The organism is Salmonella sp. SAL04157, from assembly GCF_046551635.1.
Classification (GTDB): domain Bacteria; phylum Pseudomonadota; class Gammaproteobacteria; order Enterobacterales; family Enterobacteriaceae; genus Salmonella; species Salmonella enterica.
Genome location: NZ_JBGDVS010000003.1, coordinates 204,948 through 223,754, shown reverse-complemented (window position 1 = coordinate 223,754; position 18,807 = coordinate 204,948). Strand labels below are relative to the sequence as shown.

Annotated in this window: 17 protein-coding genes; 12 read left to right on the top strand and 5 right to left on the bottom strand. The window is 52.8% G+C overall.

Going from position 1 to position 18,807, the window contains the following annotated elements:
- Positions 1–199 precede the first annotated feature (199 nt).
- The 4 genes from aspS to ruvC all read left to right on the top strand — a co-directional run bounded on the left by aspS (position 200) and on the right by ruvC (position 3,855).
- Positions 200–1,972, top strand: a complete 1,773-nt coding sequence (aspS, locus tag ACLJRE_RS07850) for an aspartate--tRNA ligase (RefSeq protein WP_001258629.1) — start codon at positions 200–202, stop codon at positions 1,970–1,972.
- Positions 1,973–2,074: 102 nt separating this feature from the next.
- A complete protein-coding gene (gene nudB, locus ACLJRE_RS07845) occupies positions 2,075–2,527 on the top strand; it encodes a dihydroneopterin triphosphate diphosphatase (protein WP_000653693.1) in 453 nt (150 codons plus the stop codon).
- Between the two features lie 29 nt (positions 2,528–2,556).
- Entirely contained in the window at positions 2,557–3,297 is a 741-nt protein-coding gene (locus ACLJRE_RS07840; protein ID WP_000907242.1) for a YebC/PmpR family DNA-binding transcriptional regulator, read from the top strand.
- A gap of 36 nt (positions 3,298–3,333) precedes the next feature.
- A complete protein-coding gene (gene ruvC / locus ACLJRE_RS07835; protein ID WP_000022509.1) occupies positions 3,334–3,855 on the top strand; it encodes a crossover junction endodeoxyribonuclease RuvC in 522 nt (173 codons plus the stop codon).
- A gap of 1 nt (position 3,856) precedes the next feature.
- Here the strand turns inward: ruvC and ACLJRE_RS07830 are convergent, their stop codons facing one another.
- Entirely contained in the window at positions 3,857–4,456 is a 600-nt protein-coding gene (locus ACLJRE_RS07830) for a YebB family permuted papain-like enzyme (protein ID WP_000716739.1), read from the bottom strand.
- Positions 4,457–4,664: 208 nt separating this feature from the next.
- On the opposite strand from ACLJRE_RS07830, the gene ACLJRE_RS07825 reads away from it, so the two are divergent.
- The 3 genes from ACLJRE_RS07825 to ruvB all read left to right on the top strand — a co-directional run bounded on the left by ACLJRE_RS07825 (position 4,665) and on the right by ruvB (position 7,346).
- A complete protein-coding gene (locus ACLJRE_RS07825) occupies positions 4,665–5,357 on the top strand; it encodes a hypothetical protein (RefSeq protein ID WP_023212497.1) in 693 nt (230 codons plus the stop codon).
- A gap of 358 nt (positions 5,358–5,715) precedes the next feature.
- A complete protein-coding gene (gene ruvA, locus ACLJRE_RS07820) occupies positions 5,716–6,327 on the top strand; it encodes a Holliday junction branch migration protein RuvA (RefSeq protein ID WP_000580333.1) in 612 nt (203 codons plus the stop codon).
- Between the two features lie 8 nt (positions 6,328–6,335).
- Positions 6,336–7,346 (top strand): Holliday junction branch migration DNA helicase RuvB, encoded by a 1,011-nt coding sequence (gene ruvB, locus ACLJRE_RS07815; protein WP_000568504.1) that lies wholly within the window; start codon positions 6,336–6,338, stop codon positions 7,344–7,346.
- A 78-nt stretch (positions 7,347–7,424) separates the two neighbouring features.
- Here the strand turns inward: ruvB and znuB are convergent, their stop codons facing one another.
- A complete protein-coding gene (znuB, locus tag ACLJRE_RS07810) occupies positions 7,425–8,210 on the bottom strand; it encodes a zinc ABC transporter permease subunit ZnuB (protein WP_000571508.1) in 786 nt (261 codons plus the stop codon).
- The gene (znuC, locus tag ACLJRE_RS07805) at positions 8,207–8,962 is read right to left on the bottom strand and encodes a zinc ABC transporter ATP-binding protein ZnuC (RefSeq protein WP_000203023.1); all 756 of its coding nucleotides are present in this window, start codon (positions 8,960–8,962) and stop codon (positions 8,207–8,209) included. The genes znuB and znuC overlap by 4 nt, the downstream gene beginning before the upstream one ends.
- 78 nt (positions 8,963–9,040) lie before the next feature.
- On the opposite strand from znuC, the gene znuA reads away from it, so the two are divergent.
- The 3 genes from znuA to lpxM all read left to right on the top strand — a co-directional run bounded on the left by znuA (position 9,041) and on the right by lpxM (position 12,408).
- Positions 9,041–9,985 carry a zinc ABC transporter substrate-binding protein ZnuA gene (znuA, locus tag ACLJRE_RS07800; protein WP_000939597.1) on the top strand — a complete coding sequence of 315 codons (945 nt, stop codon included), beginning with the start codon at positions 9,041–9,043 and terminating at the stop codon, positions 9,983–9,985.
- 15 nt (positions 9,986–10,000) lie between these two features.
- Positions 10,001–11,320 carry a murein DD-endopeptidase MepM gene (gene mepM / locus ACLJRE_RS07795; RefSeq protein ID WP_001184030.1) on the top strand — a complete coding sequence of 440 codons (1,320 nt, stop codon included), beginning with the start codon at positions 10,001–10,003 and terminating at the stop codon, positions 11,318–11,320.
- Between the two features lie 116 nt (positions 11,321–11,436).
- Complete coding sequence (lpxM, locus tag ACLJRE_RS07790; RefSeq protein WP_000448397.1) at positions 11,437–12,408, top strand: lauroyl-Kdo(2)-lipid IV(A) myristoyltransferase; 972 nt, start codon at positions 11,437–11,439, stop codon at positions 12,406–12,408.
- Between the two features lie 72 nt (positions 12,409–12,480).
- Here the strand turns inward: lpxM and pyk are convergent, their stop codons facing one another.
- On the bottom strand, positions 12,481–13,923 hold the full coding sequence (gene pyk / locus ACLJRE_RS07785) for a pyruvate kinase (RefSeq protein WP_000091156.1): 1,443 nt from the start codon (positions 13,921–13,923) through the stop codon (positions 12,481–12,483).
- Positions 13,924–14,046: 123 nt separating this feature from the next.
- Entirely contained in the window at positions 14,047–14,916 is an 870-nt protein-coding gene (locus tag ACLJRE_RS07780) for a MurR/RpiR family transcriptional regulator (RefSeq protein WP_001056719.1), read from the bottom strand.
- 341 nt (positions 14,917–15,257) lie between these two features.
- On the opposite strand from ACLJRE_RS07780, the gene zwf reads away from it, so the two are divergent.
- Both zwf and edd read left to right on the top strand, forming a co-directional pair.
- A complete protein-coding gene (gene zwf / locus ACLJRE_RS07775) occupies positions 15,258–16,733 on the top strand; it encodes a glucose-6-phosphate dehydrogenase (RefSeq protein WP_000301711.1) in 1,476 nt (491 codons plus the stop codon).
- A gap of 234 nt (positions 16,734–16,967) precedes the next feature.
- Positions 16,968–18,779 carry a phosphogluconate dehydratase gene (gene edd / locus ACLJRE_RS07770; protein WP_001069118.1) on the top strand — a complete coding sequence of 604 codons (1,812 nt, stop codon included), beginning with the start codon at positions 16,968–16,970 and terminating at the stop codon, positions 18,777–18,779.
- Positions 18,780–18,807 lie beyond the last annotated feature (28 nt).

Below are 18,807 nucleotides of genomic sequence, written 5' to 3'. Positions count from 1 at the left end.
GTCAGTATGAACCAGGCGTCGATACCGCATGAAACGGGCAAGTTATCGCTCCCATGCTGGATTGACTCTTATCGTGCGGCAGAATTTCCAGTATAATAGCCGCCTTTTTTCATCCAGTTGTGACATACAGCTAAAGCTGCGACTTCGTCGCCTGCATGGCAGGCAACAATCCGCCTGCGGCTAAGTTAAGGGATATCTCATGCGTACAGAATATTGCGGACAGCTACGTCTGTCCCACGTGGGGCAGCAGGTGACTCTGTGTGGTTGGGTCAACCGTCGTCGTGATCTTGGTAGCCTGATCTTTATCGATATGCGCGACCGCGAAGGTATTGTGCAGGTGTTCTTCGATCCGGATCGTGCGGACGCGTTAAAGCTGGCCTCTGAACTGCGTAATGAGTTCTGCATTCAGGTTACGGGCACCGTGCGTGCGCGTGACGCGAAAAACGTCAATGCGGATATGGCGACCGGCGAAATTGAAGTGCTGGCGTCCTCTCTCACTATCATCAACCGCGCAGACTCACTGCCGCTTGACGCTAACCACGTTAATACCGAAGAGGCGCGTCTCAAGTACCGCTATCTGGATTTGCGTCGTCCGGAAATGGCGCAGCGCCTGAAAACTCGCGCCAAAATTACCAGCCTGGTGCGTCGTTTTATGGACGATCACGGTTTCCTTGATATTGAAACGCCGATGCTGACCAAAGCCACGCCGGAAGGCGCGCGCGACTATCTGGTGCCTTCGCGCGTGCACAAAGGTAAATTCTACGCGCTGCCGCAGTCGCCGCAGCTGTTCAAACAGCTCCTGATGATGTCCGGTTTCGACCGTTACTATCAGATAGTCAAATGCTTCCGTGATGAAGACTTACGTGCTGACCGTCAGCCGGAGTTTACTCAGATCGACGTCGAGACCTCCTTCATGACCGCGCCACAGGTGCGCGAAGTGATGGAAGCGCTGGTGCGCCATTTGTGGCTGGAAGTGAAAGGCGTGGATCTGGGGGATTTCCCGGTCATGACGTTTGCCGAAGCGGAACGTCGTTACGGTTCCGACAAACCAGACCTGCGTAACCCGATGGAGCTGGTGGATGTCGCTGACCTGCTGAAATCGGTAGAGTTCGCGGTCTTCGCGGGCCCGGCTAACGATCCGAAAGGCCGCGTGGCAGCGCTGCGTGTGCCTGGCGGCGCACAGCTTAGCCGTAAGCAGATCGACGATTACGGTAACTTTGTTAAGATCTACGGCGCGAAAGGCCTGGCGTATATCAAAGTTAACGAGCGCGCGAAAGGTCTGGACGGGATTAACAGTCCGGTGGCCAAGTTCCTGACCGCCGACATCGTCGACGCTATCCTTGAACGTACCGGCGCGCAGGACGGCGACATGATCTTCTTCGGCGCAGATAACAAAAAAGTGGTTGCCGATGCGCTGGGCGCGCTGCGTCTGAAACTGGGCAAAGACCTGAGCCTGACCGACGAAGACAAATGGGCGCCGCTGTGGGTGATTGACTTCCCGATGTTCGAAGACGACGGCGAAGGCGGTCTGACCGCGATGCACCATCCGTTCACCGCCCCGCGTGACATGACGGCGTCTGAACTGAAAACTGCGCCGGAAGAAGCCGTCGCTAACGCTTACGATATGGTGATTAACGGCTATGAAGTGGGCGGCGGTTCGGTGCGTATTCACAACGGTGAAATGCAGCAAACCGTATTTGGTATTCTCGGTATCAATGAGCAGGAGCAGCGCGAAAAGTTCGGCTTCCTGTTGGATGCGTTGAAATACGGTACGCCGCCGCATGCGGGCCTGGCGTTTGGTCTGGACCGTCTGACCATGCTGTTGACCGGCACCGACAATATTCGTGATGTTATCGCCTTCCCGAAAACGACCGCCGCCGCGTGTCTGATGACCGAAGCGCCGAGTTTCGCCAACCAGGCAGCGTTGACGGAGTTAGGGATTCAGGTTGTGAAGAAAGCCGAGAATAACTGATATGAACAATGTACACGACATCATTCGCGTGATATCGCGGCGGCCCGCAAGGGGGAGTCTCATCAATGCGCGGCGTCACCCAACAGCCAACAACGAGGTCGCGTGAAGGATAAAGTGTACAAGCGCCCCGTTTCGGTCCTGGTGGTTATTTTCGCGCAGGATACGAAACGGGTGCTAATGTTGCAGCGACGCGATGACCCGGATTTTTGGCAGTCAGTGACTGGCAGCATAGAAGAAGGGGAGACCGCGTTGCAGGCCGCCGTACGTGAAGTCAAAGAGGAGGTCACGATTGATGTTGCGGCAGAGCAACTGACCTTAATCGACTGCCAACGTACGGTGGAGTTTGAAATTTTTTCACATTTACGTCATCGCTATGCGCCGGGCGTCATGCACAATACAGAATTCTGGTTCTGCCTTGCGTTACCGCATGAGCGGCAGGTGATATTCACTGAACATCTGACGTACCAGTGGCTTGATGCGCCTGACGCGGCGGCGCTTACCAAGTCCTGGAGTAACCGGCAAGCGATTGAAGAGTTTGTCATTAACGTCGCCTGAAAAGGCGCGCTTTTTTTGAGGAAATATTTATGGCAGGTCATAGTAAATGGGCCAACACCAGACATCGTAAAGCTGCGCAGGATGCCAAGCGCGGTAAAATCTTCACTAAAATTATTCGTGAACTGGTAACGGCAGCTAAATTGGGCGGCGGCGATCCGGATGCCAACCCGCGTCTGCGCGCGGCTGTAGATAAAGCGCTGGCCAACAACATGACCCGCGACACTCTGAACCGTGCCATCGCTCGCGGTGTGGGTGGTGATGAAGACTCGAACATGGAAACCATCATCTATGAAGGTTATGGTCCTGGCGGCACGGCCATTATGATTGAGTGTCTGAGCGACAACCGTAACCGTACCGTAGCGGAAGTGCGTCATGCTTTCAGCAAGTGCGGCGGTAATCTGGGTACCGATGGCTCAGTGGCGTACCTGTTCAGTAAGAAAGGGGTCATCTCCTTTGAGAAAGGCGATGAAGACACCATCATGGAAGCCGCTCTGGAAGCCGGCGCGGAAGATGTTGTGACCTATGATGATGGCGCGATTGATGTTTACACTGCCTGGGAAGAGATGGGCAAAGTGCGTGACGCGCTGGAAGCGGCGGGTCTGAAAGCAGACAGCGCCGAAGTGTCCATGATCCCGTCAACTAAAGCGGATATGGATGCGGAAACCGCGCCGAAACTGCTACGTCTGATCGATATGCTGGAAGACTGTGACGATGTTCAGGAAGTCTACCATAACGGTGAGATCTCTGATGAGGTGGCGGCGACCCTGTAATGGTGCTGTTAAACGCCGGCGGGCAGGGGGTATAGCGTGTCGATTATTCTCGGTATTGACCCCGGCTCGCGCATTACCGGTTATGGCGTTATCCGCCAGGTAGGCAGACAACTGACCTATCTGGGCAGCGGATGTATTCGCACCAAAGTCGATGATTTGCCGTCTCGTTTGAAGCTTATATACGCAGGCGTGACGGAAATCATCACGCAGTTCCAGCCGGACTATTTTGCTATCGAACAGGTGTTTATGGCGAAAAATGCCGACTCAGCCCTCAAGCTGGGACAGGCGCGCGGCGTCGCGATTGTCGCCGCGGTCAATCAGGAACTGCCCGTGTTTGAATACGCGGCGCGTCAGGTGAAGCAAACCGTCGTCGGTATTGGTAGCGCGGAAAAAAGCCAGGTTCAGCATATGGTGCGCACGTTGCTCAAACTGCCCGCTAACCCGCAGGCCGATGCCGCGGATGCGCTGGCTATCGCCATTACGCATTGCCACGTTAGCCAGAACGCGATGCAAATGAGCGAGAGCCGACTCAATCTGGCGCGGGGAAGGTTGCGCTAAATCATTCTCCCTCAGCCTCGCGTTGAGGGGTTTCAATTCCACAGGCGCTAATTAATTCTAAATTGGGATGTTGCCACAGGCTGGCGGGCGTCACCGTCTTACGATCCCACGGGATTGAACCTAAAAACCAGAACTTCCAGAAGGCGAGTTTCGCATCAGGATTGCTGTGAAGTAATTCTTCGAATGTCTCAATATCGCCTACCGGAATACACAATGCTTCTTTATAGATATCAAACACAAATTTCGAGCAGAACTGGCGTGATGACTCGTATTTAAACCCCGTGTGATAAAACTTATTCAGCCGGGCGGGAACCTGCTCCATGATGGCGAGTTTCTGTTCGACCGTCAGGCCGCCGCACAGGCGACGAACCGCGTAACGTTGTCCGGCTGAACGTTGTATAAACAGTGACAGCGTGGTGACGGTTGAGAGGGGGACGCGGCTTTCCGCCACCAGATAGTCATCACCATTATGACCAATAATAATCCCAACATGGTTGCTCCAGCACTGTGAAGCGGTGGATATCTGGCCGAAAAGCGCGGCACCTATACAGGTAAAGACGATATCCCCGGTTTCATATTGGACAGGATAATGTTTTTTCATCTCTGCATTCCATTATTTGAAATAAATTCCTTTTATTTATTCTACAGGGTAGTTAGCATTATACCAGATAAATGACAAGCCTTAGTGTCATCGAAATATGCATGGTGAATATTTCATTTATTGGAATTAATGTCGCAAATATATCTGAGGGGAATTAAGGTGGTAAATTTCTCATTATCTGATCTCTCATATTGACAGGGAGTATGACGTGGTTGATGATAGACCAATGAGAATAGGTTGGATGTTTTATTTTTCTTATATTTTTGTTGCTATTATCTTTTATCTGTTTATTAGTTTTTGTTATTGTTTGAGTATTGATATGGCAGAGGCTAATACCGTTGTTTTTTTATTAAAGCCAGGGACGATTTCATTATTATTTTTACTTCTCCCTGCCAGGCGGTTCAGAACCCGACTGTTGGCAACATTGAGTTCAGTTTTCATTACCTTAGTATTTAACCAGTGGCATTTGGTTGCCGGGAATAAAGAACTGGTTTTGTGCCTGCAGGCAGCGTGCTTTATGGCTTTCCTGGCTATGACATCGGTAAAAAAATCCGGGTGGATGATTAGCGCATCATTATTTTTGGTTTGTGCGGCCGGAACGATTCGCCAGTGCTGGCTGGAACAGTTGTTTAACGCTGCCGATATATATATTGTTGATGATGGGCGGAGCTGTGGCGCCAGCGGCCACTGCTTCCAGTATATTGCAGCAAAAGGTCGTGGGTTAGCAGCAAAACGACAGGCACTTTTTAGTAGCGAAGAGTATGTGAATATTTATTATAATTATTCAGAAGGGATACCAGCCGTGAATTTCGATGGCATGAAAAATGAGTTTGCACAATATTTATTGTGTCATGGTGAATTAAAATCTGTTATGCGCGATGATAAAACAACATGCGATTAAATTCAGCGCTAGTGGTTAATATTATTACATCTATTCTCGGGTCTGTTTTTGGGAGGCCCGATGTTCCGCTGTTGGCATTCGTACTGGATACAGTATTAGTGTTATCAGGATACTCATTATTGAAGACTACCGAACGTGCGCCACGGCATGTTGGCAAAAAGTTATTCGCGTAGGACGCAAAAAGTTGTCAATGTGTGTACGACTTATTTTGTACGCAGCGGGGAGCGTACCCGTCGTTAACCATCGCGGGTTGTCGGAGTACAGAAATATCGGGATACGTGTTTTTCATCTGGATAAACATCCAGTCTTTTTTTATGATAGTGCATTATCTTTTCAGCCCTTTACGCAGGAGCGTCATGTGATAGGCAGACTCAGAGGCATTATTCTCGAAAAACAACCCCCGATCGTGCTGCTGGAGACAGGGGGCGTAGGCTATGAAGTACATATGCCTATGACCTGCTTTTACGAGCTGCCGGAGGCCGGGCAGGAGGCAATCGTCTTCACCCACTTTGTGGTGCGTGAAGATGCGCAGTTGCTGTACGGATTCAACAATAAGCAAGAGCGCACGCTGTTTAAAGAGCTAATTAAAACGAATGGCGTCGGGCCTAAGCTAGCGCTGGCGATTCTCTCCGGCATGTCGGCGCAGCAGTTCGTGAATGCGGTTGAGCGCGAAGAGCTTGGCGCACTGGTGAAGTTGCCGGGTATCGGCAAGAAAACCGCCGAAAGGCTGATTGTCGAAATGAAAGACCGCTTTAAAGGGCTACATGGCGATCTCTTTACGCCAGCGGTCGACTTGGTATTGACGTCGCCGGCCAGCCCAGGCTCGGAAGATGCTGAGCAAGAAGCAGTTGCTGCGCTGGTGGCGCTGGGTTATAAACCGCAAGAAGCCAGTCGGATGGTAAGCAAGATCGCCCGTCCGGATGCAAGCAGTGAAACACTGATTCGCGACGCGTTACGCGCCGCGTTATGAGGTAAAGGATGATAGAAGCAGATCGCCTGATTTCAGCAGGCGCCACGATCGCAGAAGACGTCGCCGATCGCGCCATTCGCCCGAAGTTATTGGCGGAATATGTCGGCCAACCGCAGGTGCGCTCCCAGATGGAGATCTTTATTCAGGCGGCAAAACTGCGTGGCGACGCACTAGATCACTTGCTGATTTTCGGCCCGCCAGGGTTAGGTAAAACGACTCTGGCGAATATCGTTGCCAATGAAATGGGCGTCAATCTCCGAACCACGTCTGGCCCGGTGCTGGAAAAAGCAGGCGATCTGGCGGCTATGCTCACCAATCTTGAACCGCATGATGTGCTGTTTATTGATGAGATTCACCGGCTTTCACCGGTGGTGGAAGAGGTACTCTATCCGGCGATGGAAGATTACCAGTTGGATATTATGATTGGCGAAGGGCCTGCTGCACGTTCAATTAAAATCGATCTGCCGCCGTTTACGCTCATTGGCGCGACGACGCGCGCCGGGTCGTTAACGTCCCCGCTACGCGACCGTTTTGGTATTGTGCAGCGCCTGGAGTTCTACCAGGTGCCCGATCTGCAGCACATCGTCGGGCGCAGCGCAAGGCACATGGGGCTTGAGATGAGCGATGACGGCGCGCTGGAAGTGGCGCGTCGGGCGCGCGGTACGCCGCGTATAGCCAACCGCCTGCTCAGACGTGTGCGTGATTTCGCCGAGGTGAAGCATGACGGGGCTATTTCAGCGGAAATTGCCGCGCAGGCGCTGGATATGCTGAACGTCGATGCGGAAGGGTTTGACTATATGGATCGCAAGCTGCTGCTGGCGGTTATTGATAAATTCTTCGGTGGACCGGTGGGACTGGATAACCTGGCGGCGGCGATTGGCGAAGAGCGTGAAACCATTGAGGATGTGCTGGAGCCGTATCTGATTCAGCAAGGCTTTTTGCAGCGCACGCCGCGTGGGCGTATGGCAACGGTGCGCGCCTGGAACCATTTCGGGATCACGCCGCCAGAGATGCCTTAGCGCCTGAAGTCGCTGCGCTCATCAGACCTGGGCGATTTTGTAGGCCCGGTAAGCGCAGCGCCACCGGGCAACACACGCTTAGCTTGCCTGCTTTTTCATCATACTGAAGATAAACAGTAGCGCGGCACACAGCACTACGGATGGCCCTGCCGGGGTATCATAAAAGGCTGAGAAGGTCAGTCCACCTGTAACCGCTATCATACCTACACCAACGGCGACGCCCGCCATCTGCTCTGGCGTACGGGCAAAGCGACGCGCGGTTGCGGCGGGGATAATCAGTAGCGACGTAATGATCAGCGCTCCGACAAACTTCATCGCTACGCCGATAGTTAACGCCGTTACCAGCATCAATAGCAGCTTCACGCGCTGTAACTTCACGCCATCGACAAAGGCAAGATCCGGACTGATAGTCATTGACAGCAAGTTGCGCCACTGCCAGAAGAGAATGGCCAGCACAATAACGACCCCAATAGCGATCGAGATAAGATCTTCCGGCGTGACGGCCAGCAAATCGCCAAACAGATAAGCCATTAAATCAACGCGGACGTTGGACATCAGGCTGACCACGACCAGTCCTAAAGATAAGGCGCTGTGCGCCATAATGCCCAGTAAGGTATCAATCGCGAGGTGAGGGCGTTTCTCCAGCCATACCAGACCGGCGGCCAGCAGCAGCGTAACGGCGATTACCGCATAAAAGGGGTTAACGTCCAGCAACAGGCCAAACGCCACGCCCAGAAGCGACGCGTGAGCCAGCGTATCGCCAAAATAGGACATCCGACGCCAGACCACAAATGAGCCCAAAGGACCAGCGGCGCAGGCCAGCATCATCCCGGCCAGCCAGCCGGGCAGTAATAATTCAATCATGAGTGACCATTTCCCCGGCGCAGTACAATACGACCCTGTAAATCGTGGCGATGATTATGATGATGGCGATAAATCCCTAATTGCTCCGCGCCTCGCGGGCCAAACATAGAGATAAATTCCGGATGCATAGACACCACTTCCGGCGCGCCGGAACAGCAAATATGATGGTTCAGGCATAACACTTCATCCGTCTTTGCCATGACCAGATGTAGATCATGTGACACCATCAACACGGCGCAATCGAGTTCGCGACGCAGCTGATCGATAAGGTCGTATAACGCGACCTGGCCGTTGACATCCACGCCTTGCGTCGGCTCATCAAGTACCAGCAACTGCGGCCTGTTAAGCAGAGCACGCGCCAGCAGTACGCGCTGTGTCTCGCCGCCGGAGAGTTTTTGCATGGGCGCGTCAATCAAATGTCCGGCCTGAACGCGTTTAAGCGCCGGGAGAATATCCGTTTTTTGCGTGCCGGGACGTAAACGTAAAAATCGGTTTACCGTCAGCGGAAGCGTGGTATCGAGATAGAGCTTTTGCGGGACATAGCCGATACGGAGTTGCCCGTTGCGCTTGATCACCCCTTCATCAGGGGCTACCAGTCCTAAAACCACGCGTACAAGCGTTGACTTCCCCGCGCCGTTAGGGCCGAGAAGCGTTAAAATTTTTCCAGGGCTCAATTCAAGCGACACGTCAGAGAGGACGCGGCGTTGACCAAATGAGACCGAGACGTTTTCCAGTGAAACTAAACTTGTCATGTTAATTTTAGGCTTGCAGAAGTGATAGAATGTTATAATATCACATTTCACACATTCATTACGATGATTAGTCGCATTATGTTACAGAAAAATACGCTTCTTTTCGCAGCATTATCCGCCGCGCTTTGGGGGAGTGCAACCCAGGCTGCCGACGCTGCCGTTGTCGCTTCGCTTAAACCGCTTGGGTTCATCGCTTCCGCCATTGCTGATGGCGTTACGGATACGCAAGTATTACTTCCGGATGGGGCATCCGAGCATGATTATTCATTGCGTCCATCAGACGTAAAACGCTTACAGGGCGCGGACTTAGTCGTCTGGGTTGGCCCGGAAATGGAAGCCTTTATGGAGAAGTCGGTCAGGAATATCCCTGATAATAAGCAGGTTACCATTGCGCAACTTGCCGATGTAAAACCGTTACTCATGAAGGGCGCGGATGATGATGAGGATGAACATGCGCATACGGGCGCCGATGAGGAAAAAGGTGACGTACATCACCATCACGGCGAATATAACATGCATCTTTGGCTCTCCCCAGAGATAGCGCGGGCTACAGCGGTTGCAATCCATGAAAAATTAGTGGAACTTATGCCGCAAAGTCGAGCCAAACTCGACGCCAACCTGAAGGATTTTGAGGCACAATTAGCCGCAACCGATAAACAGGTCGGTAACGAGCTCGCGCCGCTCAAGGGGAAAGGGTATTTCGTTTTTCATGACGCCTACGGTTACTACGAAAAACACTACGGACTCACCCCGCTCGGTCACTTTACCGTGAACCCTGAGATACAACCTGGCGCGCAGCGTTTACATGAAATAAGAACACAGTTGGTTGAGCAAAAAGCAACCTGCGTTTTTGCTGAGCCACAATTCAGGCCAGCGGTCGTGGAAGCCGTGGCGAGAGGGACATCCGTTCGAATGGGAACACTGGACCCCCTCGGGACGAACATTAAACTGGGTAAAACAAGCTATTCAGCGTTTTTAAGCCAATTAGCCAACCAGTATGCGAGCTGCCTGAAAGGAGATTAACGAGGAAGTGAATACGTGCAACAGATAGCCCGCTCTGTCGCCCTGGCATTTAATAATCTGCCCCGACCCCACCGCGTTATGCTGGGGTCACTTACCGTTCTGACACTGGCCGTCGCCGTATGGCGGCCCTATGTTTACCACCCAGAATCCGCGCCAATCGTTAAAACTATTGAACTGGAGAAAAGCGAGACTCGTTCCCTCTTACCGGAGGCCAGCGAACCCATTGATCAGGCCGCGCAGGAAGATGAAGCTATTCCTCAGGATGAGCTGGACGATAAAACCGCAGGCGAAGTCGGCGTCCATGAATACGTCGTCTCCACAGGCGATACGTTAAGCAGCATTCTGAATCAGTACGGCATCGATATGAGCGATATTAGCCGACTTGCCGCTTCTGATAAGGAGCTGCGCAATCTGAAAATTGGCCAACAGCTTTCCTGGACACTGACCGCCGATGGCGATTTACAGCGTCTGACATGGGAAGTCTCCCGCCGTGAAACGCGTACCTACGATCGCACTGCCAACGGTTTTAAAATGAGCAGTGAAATGCAGCAGGGGGACTGGGTCAACAGTCTGCTGAAAGGTACGGTAGGGGGTAGCTTTGTCGCCAGCGCGAAAGAGGCAGGTTTAACCAGCAGCGAAATCAGCGCAGTGATAAAAGCCATGCAGTGGCAGATGGATTTTCGCAAGCTGAAAAAGGGCGATGAATTTTCGGTTCTGATGTCGCGCGAGATGCTGGATGGCAAGCGTGAACAGAGTCAGTTGTTGGGCGTGCGGATGCGTTCCGATGGTAAAGATTACTACGCCATTCGCGCCGCTGACGGTAAATTCTATGACCGTAACGGTGTTGGCCTGGCGAAAGGCTTTTTACGCTTCCCGACCGCAAAACAGTTCCGCATCTCCTCCAACTTCAATCCGCGTCGTCTGAACCCGGTTACCGGACGCGTTGCGCCGCATCGTGGCGTTGACTTTGCGATGCCGCAGGGTACGCCGGTGCTGTCGGTGGGGGATGGCGAGGTCGTGGTCGCTAAACGTAGCGGCGCTGCCGGTTACTACATTGCGATTCGTCATGGACGCACCTACACCACACGTTACATGCACTTGCGTAAGCTGCTGGTGAAACCGGGGCAAAAAGTGAAACGTGGCGATCGTATTGCGCTTTCTGGTAACACCGGGCGTTCCACAGGGCCGCATCTGCATTATGAGGTATGGATAAACCAGCAAGCCGTTAACCCTCTGACAGCAAAATTGCCGCGCACGGAAGGTCTGACGGGGTCAGATCGTCGTGAATACCTGGCACAGGTGAAAGAGGTTCTGCCACAACTGCGCTTCGATTAACAAATGCGCTGACAGAGCCGGTACGCGATGTGTGCCGGCTTTTTTGTTTTGTGTGAGACGCAGACGTCGCTACACTATTCACAATTCCTTTTCGCGTCAGCAGACCCTGGAAAAGCATGGAAACCAAAAAAAATAATAGTGAGTATATCCCTGAGTTCGAAAAATCCTTTCGCTATCCGCAGTATTGGGGCGCCTGGTTGGGCGCGGCGGCAATGGCGGGGATCGCATTAACGCCGGCATCATTCCGCGACCCTTTGCTGGCGACGCTGGGGCGTTTTGCCGGACGGCTGGGGAAGAGTTCTCGTCGCCGGGCGCTAATTAATCTGTCATTGTGCTTTCCGCAGCGTAGCGAAGCTGAGCGCGAAGCGATTGTCGATGAGATGTTCGCCACCGCGCCACAGGCAATGGCGATGATGGCTGAGTTGGCGATGCGCGGTCCGGAAAAAATTCAACAGCGTGTTGACTGGGAAGGTCTGGAAATCATTGAGGAGATGCGTCGTAACGACGAAAAAGTCATTTTTCTCGTTCCGCATGGCTGGGGCGTCGACATTCCAGCCATGCTGATGGCCTCTCAGGGGCAAAAAATGGCGGCGATGTTTCATAATCAGGGTAATCCGGTTTTTGACTATATCTGGAACACCGTGCGTCGGCGTTTTGGCGGACGTTTGCATGCGCGAAATGACGGGATTAAACCCTTTATTCAGTCTGTTCGTCAGGGCTACTGGGGTTACTACCTGCCGGACCAGGATCACGGCCCGGAGCATAGTGAATTCGTTGATTTCTTTGCGACATACAAAGCGACGCTGCCTGCGATTGGTCGGCTGATGAAAGTGTGCCGCGCACGCGTGATACCGCTTTTCCCGGTGTATAATGGTAAAACGCATCGCCTGACTATCCAGATTCGCCCGCCGATGGACGATCTGCTCACGGCTGACGACCACACTATCGCCAGACGGATGAACGAAGAGGTCGAAATTTTTGTCGGCCCGCATCCGGAACAGTACACCTGGATCCTGAAGCTGCTCAAAACCCGCAAGCCAGGCGAGATTCAGCCGTATAAGCGTAAAGATCTTTATCCCATCAAATAAATAAAGCCTCTCGTAAGAGAGGCTTTATGCTGACAAACCCTGTACTACCTGATGAACAGGCGTGGGGGAGTTTTACTCAACGGTCAAAATACGCGTGGTATTGGTTGAACCGACGGTGCTCATGACATCGCCCTGAGTCACGATCACCAGGTCGCCGGAAACCAGATACCCTTTATCGCGCAGCAGATTAACAGCTTCATGCGCCGCGACAACGCCATCAGCCGCGCTATCAAAATGCACCGGCGTTACTCCGCGGTAGAGCGCGGTCAGGTTCAGCGTGCGTTCATGGCGCGACATGGCGAAAATCGGCAGGCCGGAGCTGATACGGGAAGTCATTAGCGCGGTACGACCGGATTCCGTCATGGTGATGATCGCGGTAACGCCTTTCAGATGGTTTGCCGCATACATCGCAGACATGGCAATGGCTTCTTCAACGTTGTCAAACTGCACGTCGAGACGGTGTTTAGACACATTGATGCTGGGGATTTTTTCTGCGCCCAGGCAGACGCGCGCCATTGCGGCAACGGTTTCAGAAGGATACTGACCGGCTGCGGTTTCGGCAGACAGCATAACCGCATCCGTGCCATCCAGGACGGCGTTCGCCACGTCCATCACTTCCGCACGGGTCGGCATCGGGTTGGTGATCATCGACTCCATCATCTGCGTTGCGGTGATGACCGCGCGGTTTAGCTGACGCGCACGGCGAATCAGCGCCTTCTGAATACCAACCAGCTCCGGATCGCCGATTTCAACGCCCAGGTCGCCACGTGCGACCATCACAACGTCAGAGGCCAGAATGATATCGTCCATGGCGTTTTGGTCGCATACCGCTTCGGCGCGTTCGACCTTAGCCACAATTTTCGCGTCGCAGCCGGCGTCGCGCGCCAGGCGGCGTGCATAGTTCAGATCTTCGCCGCAGCGCGGGAAGGAGACGGCCAGATAGTCAACGCCTATCAACGCAGCGGTTTGAATATCGGCTTTGTCTTTTTCGGTCAGCGCTTCAGCAGAAAGCCCGCCGCCGAGCTTGTTAATGCCTTTATTGTTAGACAGCGGGCCGCCGACGGTGACCTCGGTAAAGACTTTCATGCCCTGGACTTCAAGCACTTTCAACTGCACTCGACCATCGTCAAGCAGCAGGATATCGCCAGGAACGACATCTGCCGGCAACCCTTTGTAATCAATGCCGACTTTTTCTTTGTCGCCTTCACCTTTACCCAGGTTAGCGTCTAACAGAAATTTGTCCCCGATATTGAGGAACACTTTGCCTTCTTTAAAAGTGGAAACGCGAATTTTTGGCCCTTGCAGGTCGCCTAAAATAGCCACATGACGCCCCAGTTTGGCGGCAATCTCACGGACTTTATCAGCACGCATTTTATGATCTTCCGGCGAGCCGTGAGAGAAGTTCATACGTACGACGTTTGCGCCCGCGGCGATAACCTTCTCAAGGTTGTTATCGCGGTCAGTTGCCGGGCCTAACGTGGTAACGATTTTGGTTCTGCGAAGCCTTCTGGACATGTAATACTCCGTTGACTAAAACAACTTGGTGTTGCGTGAACATTGAACCGGTCGTTCTGAAACCTTAACGGTATAAAATGAACGTCCCCGGATGACGAAAAGGGTAGAACATTGTTATTGCTTTTAGCGGTCATCACTCCTGATGAGTAATTCTTTATCAAAACGCGATTCCTTGAGCGCTTCCTTGACACGCTTCAAGTTATCTCTGAATTTTGCCCCGCGACGCAAAGTAAATCCCGTTGCCAGCACATCTATCACGGTCAGCTGAGCAAGTCGAGAGACCATGGGCATATAAATGTCTGTATCTTCCGGTACGTCGAGGGTAATGGCCAGCGTGGCTTCGCGCGCCAGCGGCGTTCCAGCGGAGGTCAGGGCGATCACCATCGCATCGTTTTCCCGCGCCAACTGCGCCAGTTCCACCAGGCTCTTGGTTCTGCCAGTATGCGAAATGAGCACCACGACGTCATCATCGTTACAATTCATACAGCTCATCCGTTGCAGCACGATATCGTCGGAGTAAATCACCGGCACATTGAAGCGAAAAAACTTATTCATGGCGTCATGCGCGACCGCGGCGGAGGAACCAAGACCAAAAAAGGCGATTTTTTTTGCCTGGGTCAGTAAATCGACGGCGCGGTTGACGGCCGATTTATCCAGCGACTGACGAACATGGTCGAGACTGGCCATGGCGGACTCGAAGATTTTTCCTGTATAGGCCTCAACGCTGTCATCTTCATCCACATTGCGATTAACATAGGGGGTGCCATTTGCCAGACTTTGCGCCAGATGCAGTTTAAAATCAGGAAAGCCGCGGGTATTCATGCTGCGACAGAAACGGTTCACCGTTGGCTCGCTAACGTTAGCTTCCTGGGCCAGCATGGCAATGCTTAAGTGAATCGATCTGCCTGGGGCGGCCAGAATAACATCGGCGACTTTTCGTTCAGATTTGCTTAAATGTTCCAGTTGAGACTGGACTTTTTCCAGCATATTCATGATTAGCAAGGCTCATGGGTATTAGCGATTTCAATGATGCGCGAAACCGAGCGCGTTTTGTTAGATATTACTCCTGGCGGCTGTCAAAGGGGGCAAAATGGCTAAAAAAGATGTCGTTTTTTTTCATTACATGACCGACGTCGGATTTTAAGTTCCAGCTTGTGTGGAAAAGCGACAATTTTATTAGGCGTTTTGCCGATTATATTGCCAATCAAACGCCGGTTCACCCATGAAAAGGCGTTTACGGTTTCCGTAATCTCGTAAAAGCAGTACAGTGCTGTGTAATAAAATTACAACGATATCCTGGCTAAAGTACCAGGAGATTAACTGAGGAGAATGACATGGCGGTAACGCAAACAGCCCAGGCATGTGACCTGGTCATTTTCGGCGCGAAAGGCGACCTGGCGCGCCGGAAACTGCTGCCTTCCCTGTATCAGCTTGAGAAAGCCGGCCAGATCCATCCGGATACCCGGATCATTGGGGTGGGGCGCGCGGACTGGGATAAAGAAGCTTATACCCACGTCGTGCGTGAGGCGCTGGAAACCTTCATGAAGGAAAAAATTGATGAAGGCTTGTGGGATACGCTGAGCGGCCGTCTGGATTTTTGTAATCTTGACGTGAACGATACGCCTGCGTTTAGTCGCCTGGGCGATATGCTGGATCAAAAAAACCGCACCACCATTAACTATTTTGCGATGCCGCCCAGCACGTTTGGCGCTATTTGCAAAGGGTTAGGGGAGGCTAAACTCAACGCCAAACCGGCGCGCGTCGTGATGGAAAAACCGTTGGGTACTTCGCTGGCGACCTCGCGTGAGATTAACGATCGGGTCGGCGAATACTTTGAAGAGTGCCAGGTGTATCGTATCGACCACTATCTGGGCAAAGAAACGGTTCTCAACCTGCTGGCGCTGCGTTTTGCCAACTCGTTATTCGTTAATAACTGGGATAACCGCACTATCGATCACGTTGAGATTACCGTAGCGGAAGAGGTGGGGATTGAAGGACGCTGGGGATATTTTGACCAGGCCGGTCAGATGCGCGATATGATCCAGAACCACTTGCTGCAAATTCTCTGCATGATTGCCATGTCACCGCCGTCTGACCTGAGCGCCGACAGTATTCGCGATGAAAAAGTCAAAGTGTTGAAATCGCTGCGCCGTATTGATCGCTCCAACGTGCGTGAAAAAACGGTTCGTGGTCAATACACCGCTGGCTTTGCGCAGGGTCAAAAGGTGCCGGGCTATCTGGAAGAAGAGGGCGCGAATAAAAGCAGCAACACCGAAACTTTCGTCGCTATACGCGTCGACATCGATAACTGGCGTTGGGCGGGCGTGCCATTCTATCTGCGCACCGGCAAGCGTCTGCCAACCAAGTGCTCTGAAGTCGTGGTTTATTTCAAGACGCCTGAACTGAACCTCTTTAAAGAGTCCTGGCAAGACCTGCCGCAGAACAAATTGACGATTCGCCTGCAGCCAGATGAAGGCGTAGATATTCAGGTGCTTAACAAAGTACCGGGGCTGGATCATAAGCATAATCTGCAGATCACGAAGCTTGATCTGAGCTACTCCGAGACCTTTAATCAGACGCACCTGGCGGATGCATATGAGCGCCTGCTGCTGGAAACGATGCGTGGCATTCAGGCGCTGTTTGTCCGCCGTGACGAAGTGGAAGAAGCCTGGAAGTGGGTGGACTCCATTACCGAAGCATGGGCGATGGACAACGACGCGCCGAAGCCGTATCAGGCGGGCACCTGGGGACCGGTAGCGTCCGTGGCGATGATTACCCGTGACGGTCGTTCGTGGAATGAGTTTGAGTAAATTTGCCACTCACTCTTAGGTGGTATTTTACCGGTAACATGATCTAACACAGATTGTAGAATCATTTTTGCACTTTTAAGCCTCGTGTGGATTCACCTGCGAGGCTTTTTTTATTACACTGCCTGAAACGATTTTGCCCCATTATCACCGGACATCATGTATTTCACTGTCTTTCCACATTGATAAAACGCATGGTAAACCCGGTAGCCGGACAGATAAATTTCAGGAGCCTCTATGAATCCTAATTTGTTACGCGTAACACAGCGCATTGTCGAACGCTCGCAGCAGACCCGCAAAGCCTATCTTGCCCGCATTGAGCAGGCGAAAACCGCCACGGTCCACCGATCTCAACTGGCCTGCGGCAACCTGGCGCATGGTTTCGCCGCCTGTCAGCCAGAGGACAAAGCCTCGCTGAAAAGTATGTTGCGCAATAATATCGCCATCATCACCTCCTACAATGACATGCTCTCTGCGCATCAACCGTATGAACATTATCCGGAAATTATTCGTCAGGCCCTGCATTCCGTGAATGCGGTAGGTCAGGTCGCAGGCGGCGTACCGGCAATGTGCGATGGCGTTACGCAAGGGCAGGATGGCATGGAGTTGTCATTACTCAGCCGCGAAGTGATAGCGATGTCGGCAGCAGTAGGCCTCTCTCACAATATGTTTGACGGCGCGTTATTCCTCGGCGTATGCGACAAAATCGTTCCGGGGCTGGCGATGGCCGCGCTCTCTTTTGGCCATTTACCCGCGATTTTTGTTCCGTCAGGCCCGATGGCGAGCGGCCTGCCGAATAAAGAAAAAGTCCGTATTCGTCAGCTATATGCGGAAGGAAAAGTAGACAGAATGGCGCTGCTGGAGTCAGAAGCCGCCTCTTACCATGCGCCGGGCACCTGTACATTTTACGGCACCGCCAACACCAACCAGATGGTGGTGGAGTTTATGGGAATGCAGTTGCCGGGTTCTTCGTTTGTGCATCCGGATGCGCCGCTGCGCGAGGCATTGACTGCCGCTGCCGCACGTCAGGTAACACGTCTTACCGGCAACGGCAATACGTGGATGCCGCTCGGTAAAATGATCGACGAAAAAGTTGTGGTGAACGGCATTGTCGCGCTGCTGGCTACCGGCGGCTCCACCAACCACACCATGCATCTGGTTGCAATGGCGCGCGCGGCGGGCATTCTGATCAACTGGGATGACTTCTCGGATTTGTCGGAAGTGGTTCCGTTGATGGCACGTCTGTACCCGAACGGTCCGGCGGACATTAACCACTTCCAGGCGGCGGGCGGTGTACCGGTATTGATGCGTGAGCTGCTCAATGCCGGATTGCTGCACGAAGACGTTAATACTGTCGCAGGCTTCGGCCTGAAACGCTATACGCTGGAGCCCTGGCTCAACAACGGCGAGCTGGACTGGCGTGAAGGCGCGGAAAGGTCACTGGATAACGATGTCATTGCCTCTTTTGATAAGCCGTTCTCTCCTCACGGCGGTACTAAGGTGCTAAGCGGTAATCTGGGACGCGCAGTAATGAAGACGTCTGCGGTACCGGTTGAAAACCAGATCATTGAAGCGCCTGCCATGGTATTTGAAAGTCAGCATGATGTGCTGCCTGCGTTTGACGCGGGCCTGCTTGATCGGGATTGTGTCGTTGTCGTGCGTCATCAGGGACCAAAAGCGAATGGAATGCCAGAATTACATAAACTCATGCCGCCACTTGGTGTATTATTGGACCGCCGTTTCAAAATCGCGTTAGTTACTGATGGACGACTTTCAGGCGCTTCGGGTAAAGTGCCTTCAGCTATCCACGTAACGCCGGAAGCCTACGATGGCGGCTTACTGGCAAAAGTGCGCGATGGCGACATCATTCGCGTGAATGGGCAGACAGGTGAGTTAACTCTGCTGGTCGACGAGGCGGAACTTGCCGCTCGTCAGCCTCATATTCCGGACCTGAGCGCGTCGCGCGTCGGAACGGGGCGTGAGTTGTTTGGCGCGCTGCGCGAAAAGCTGTCGGGTGCGGAGCAGGGCGCAACCTGTATCACTTTTTAAGATGACACACTAGTAATCAGGCGAGAGA

Coding starts and splice junctions, on each gene's coding strand:
- pyk (WP_000091156.1), bottom strand. CDS start 13,923: ATGTCCAGAAGGCTTCGCAGAACCAAAATCGTTACCACGTTAGGCCCG.
- znuA (WP_000939597.1), top strand. CDS start 9,041: ATGTTACAGAAAAATACGCTTCTTTTCGCAGCATTATCCGCCGCGCTT.
- ruvB (WP_000568504.1), top strand. CDS start 6,336: ATGATAGAAGCAGATCGCCTGATTTCAGCAGGCGCCACGATCGCAGAA.
- ACLJRE_RS07830 (WP_000716739.1), bottom strand. CDS start 4,456: ATGAAAAAACATTATCCTGTCCAATATGAAACCGGGGATATCGTCTTT.
- ACLJRE_RS07840 (WP_000907242.1), top strand. CDS start 2,557: ATGGCAGGTCATAGTAAATGGGCCAACACCAGACATCGTAAAGCTGCG.
- znuC (WP_000203023.1), bottom strand. CDS start 8,962: ATGACAAGTTTAGTTTCACTGGAAAACGTCTCGGTCTCATTTGGTCAA.
- aspS (WP_001258629.1), top strand. CDS start 200: ATGCGTACAGAATATTGCGGACAGCTACGTCTGTCCCACGTGGGGCAG.
- znuB (WP_000571508.1), bottom strand. CDS start 8,210: ATGATTGAATTATTACTGCCCGGCTGGCTGGCCGGGATGATGCTGGCC.
- edd (WP_001069118.1), top strand. CDS start 16,968: ATGAATCCTAATTTGTTACGCGTAACACAGCGCATTGTCGAACGCTCG.
- ACLJRE_RS07780 (WP_001056719.1), bottom strand. CDS start 14,916: ATGAATATGCTGGAAAAAGTCCAGTCTCAACTGGAACATTTAAGCAAA.
- zwf (WP_000301711.1), top strand. CDS start 15,258: ATGGCGGTAACGCAAACAGCCCAGGCATGTGACCTGGTCATTTTCGGC.
- lpxM (WP_000448397.1), top strand. CDS start 11,437: ATGGAAACCAAAAAAAATAATAGTGAGTATATCCCTGAGTTCGAAAAA.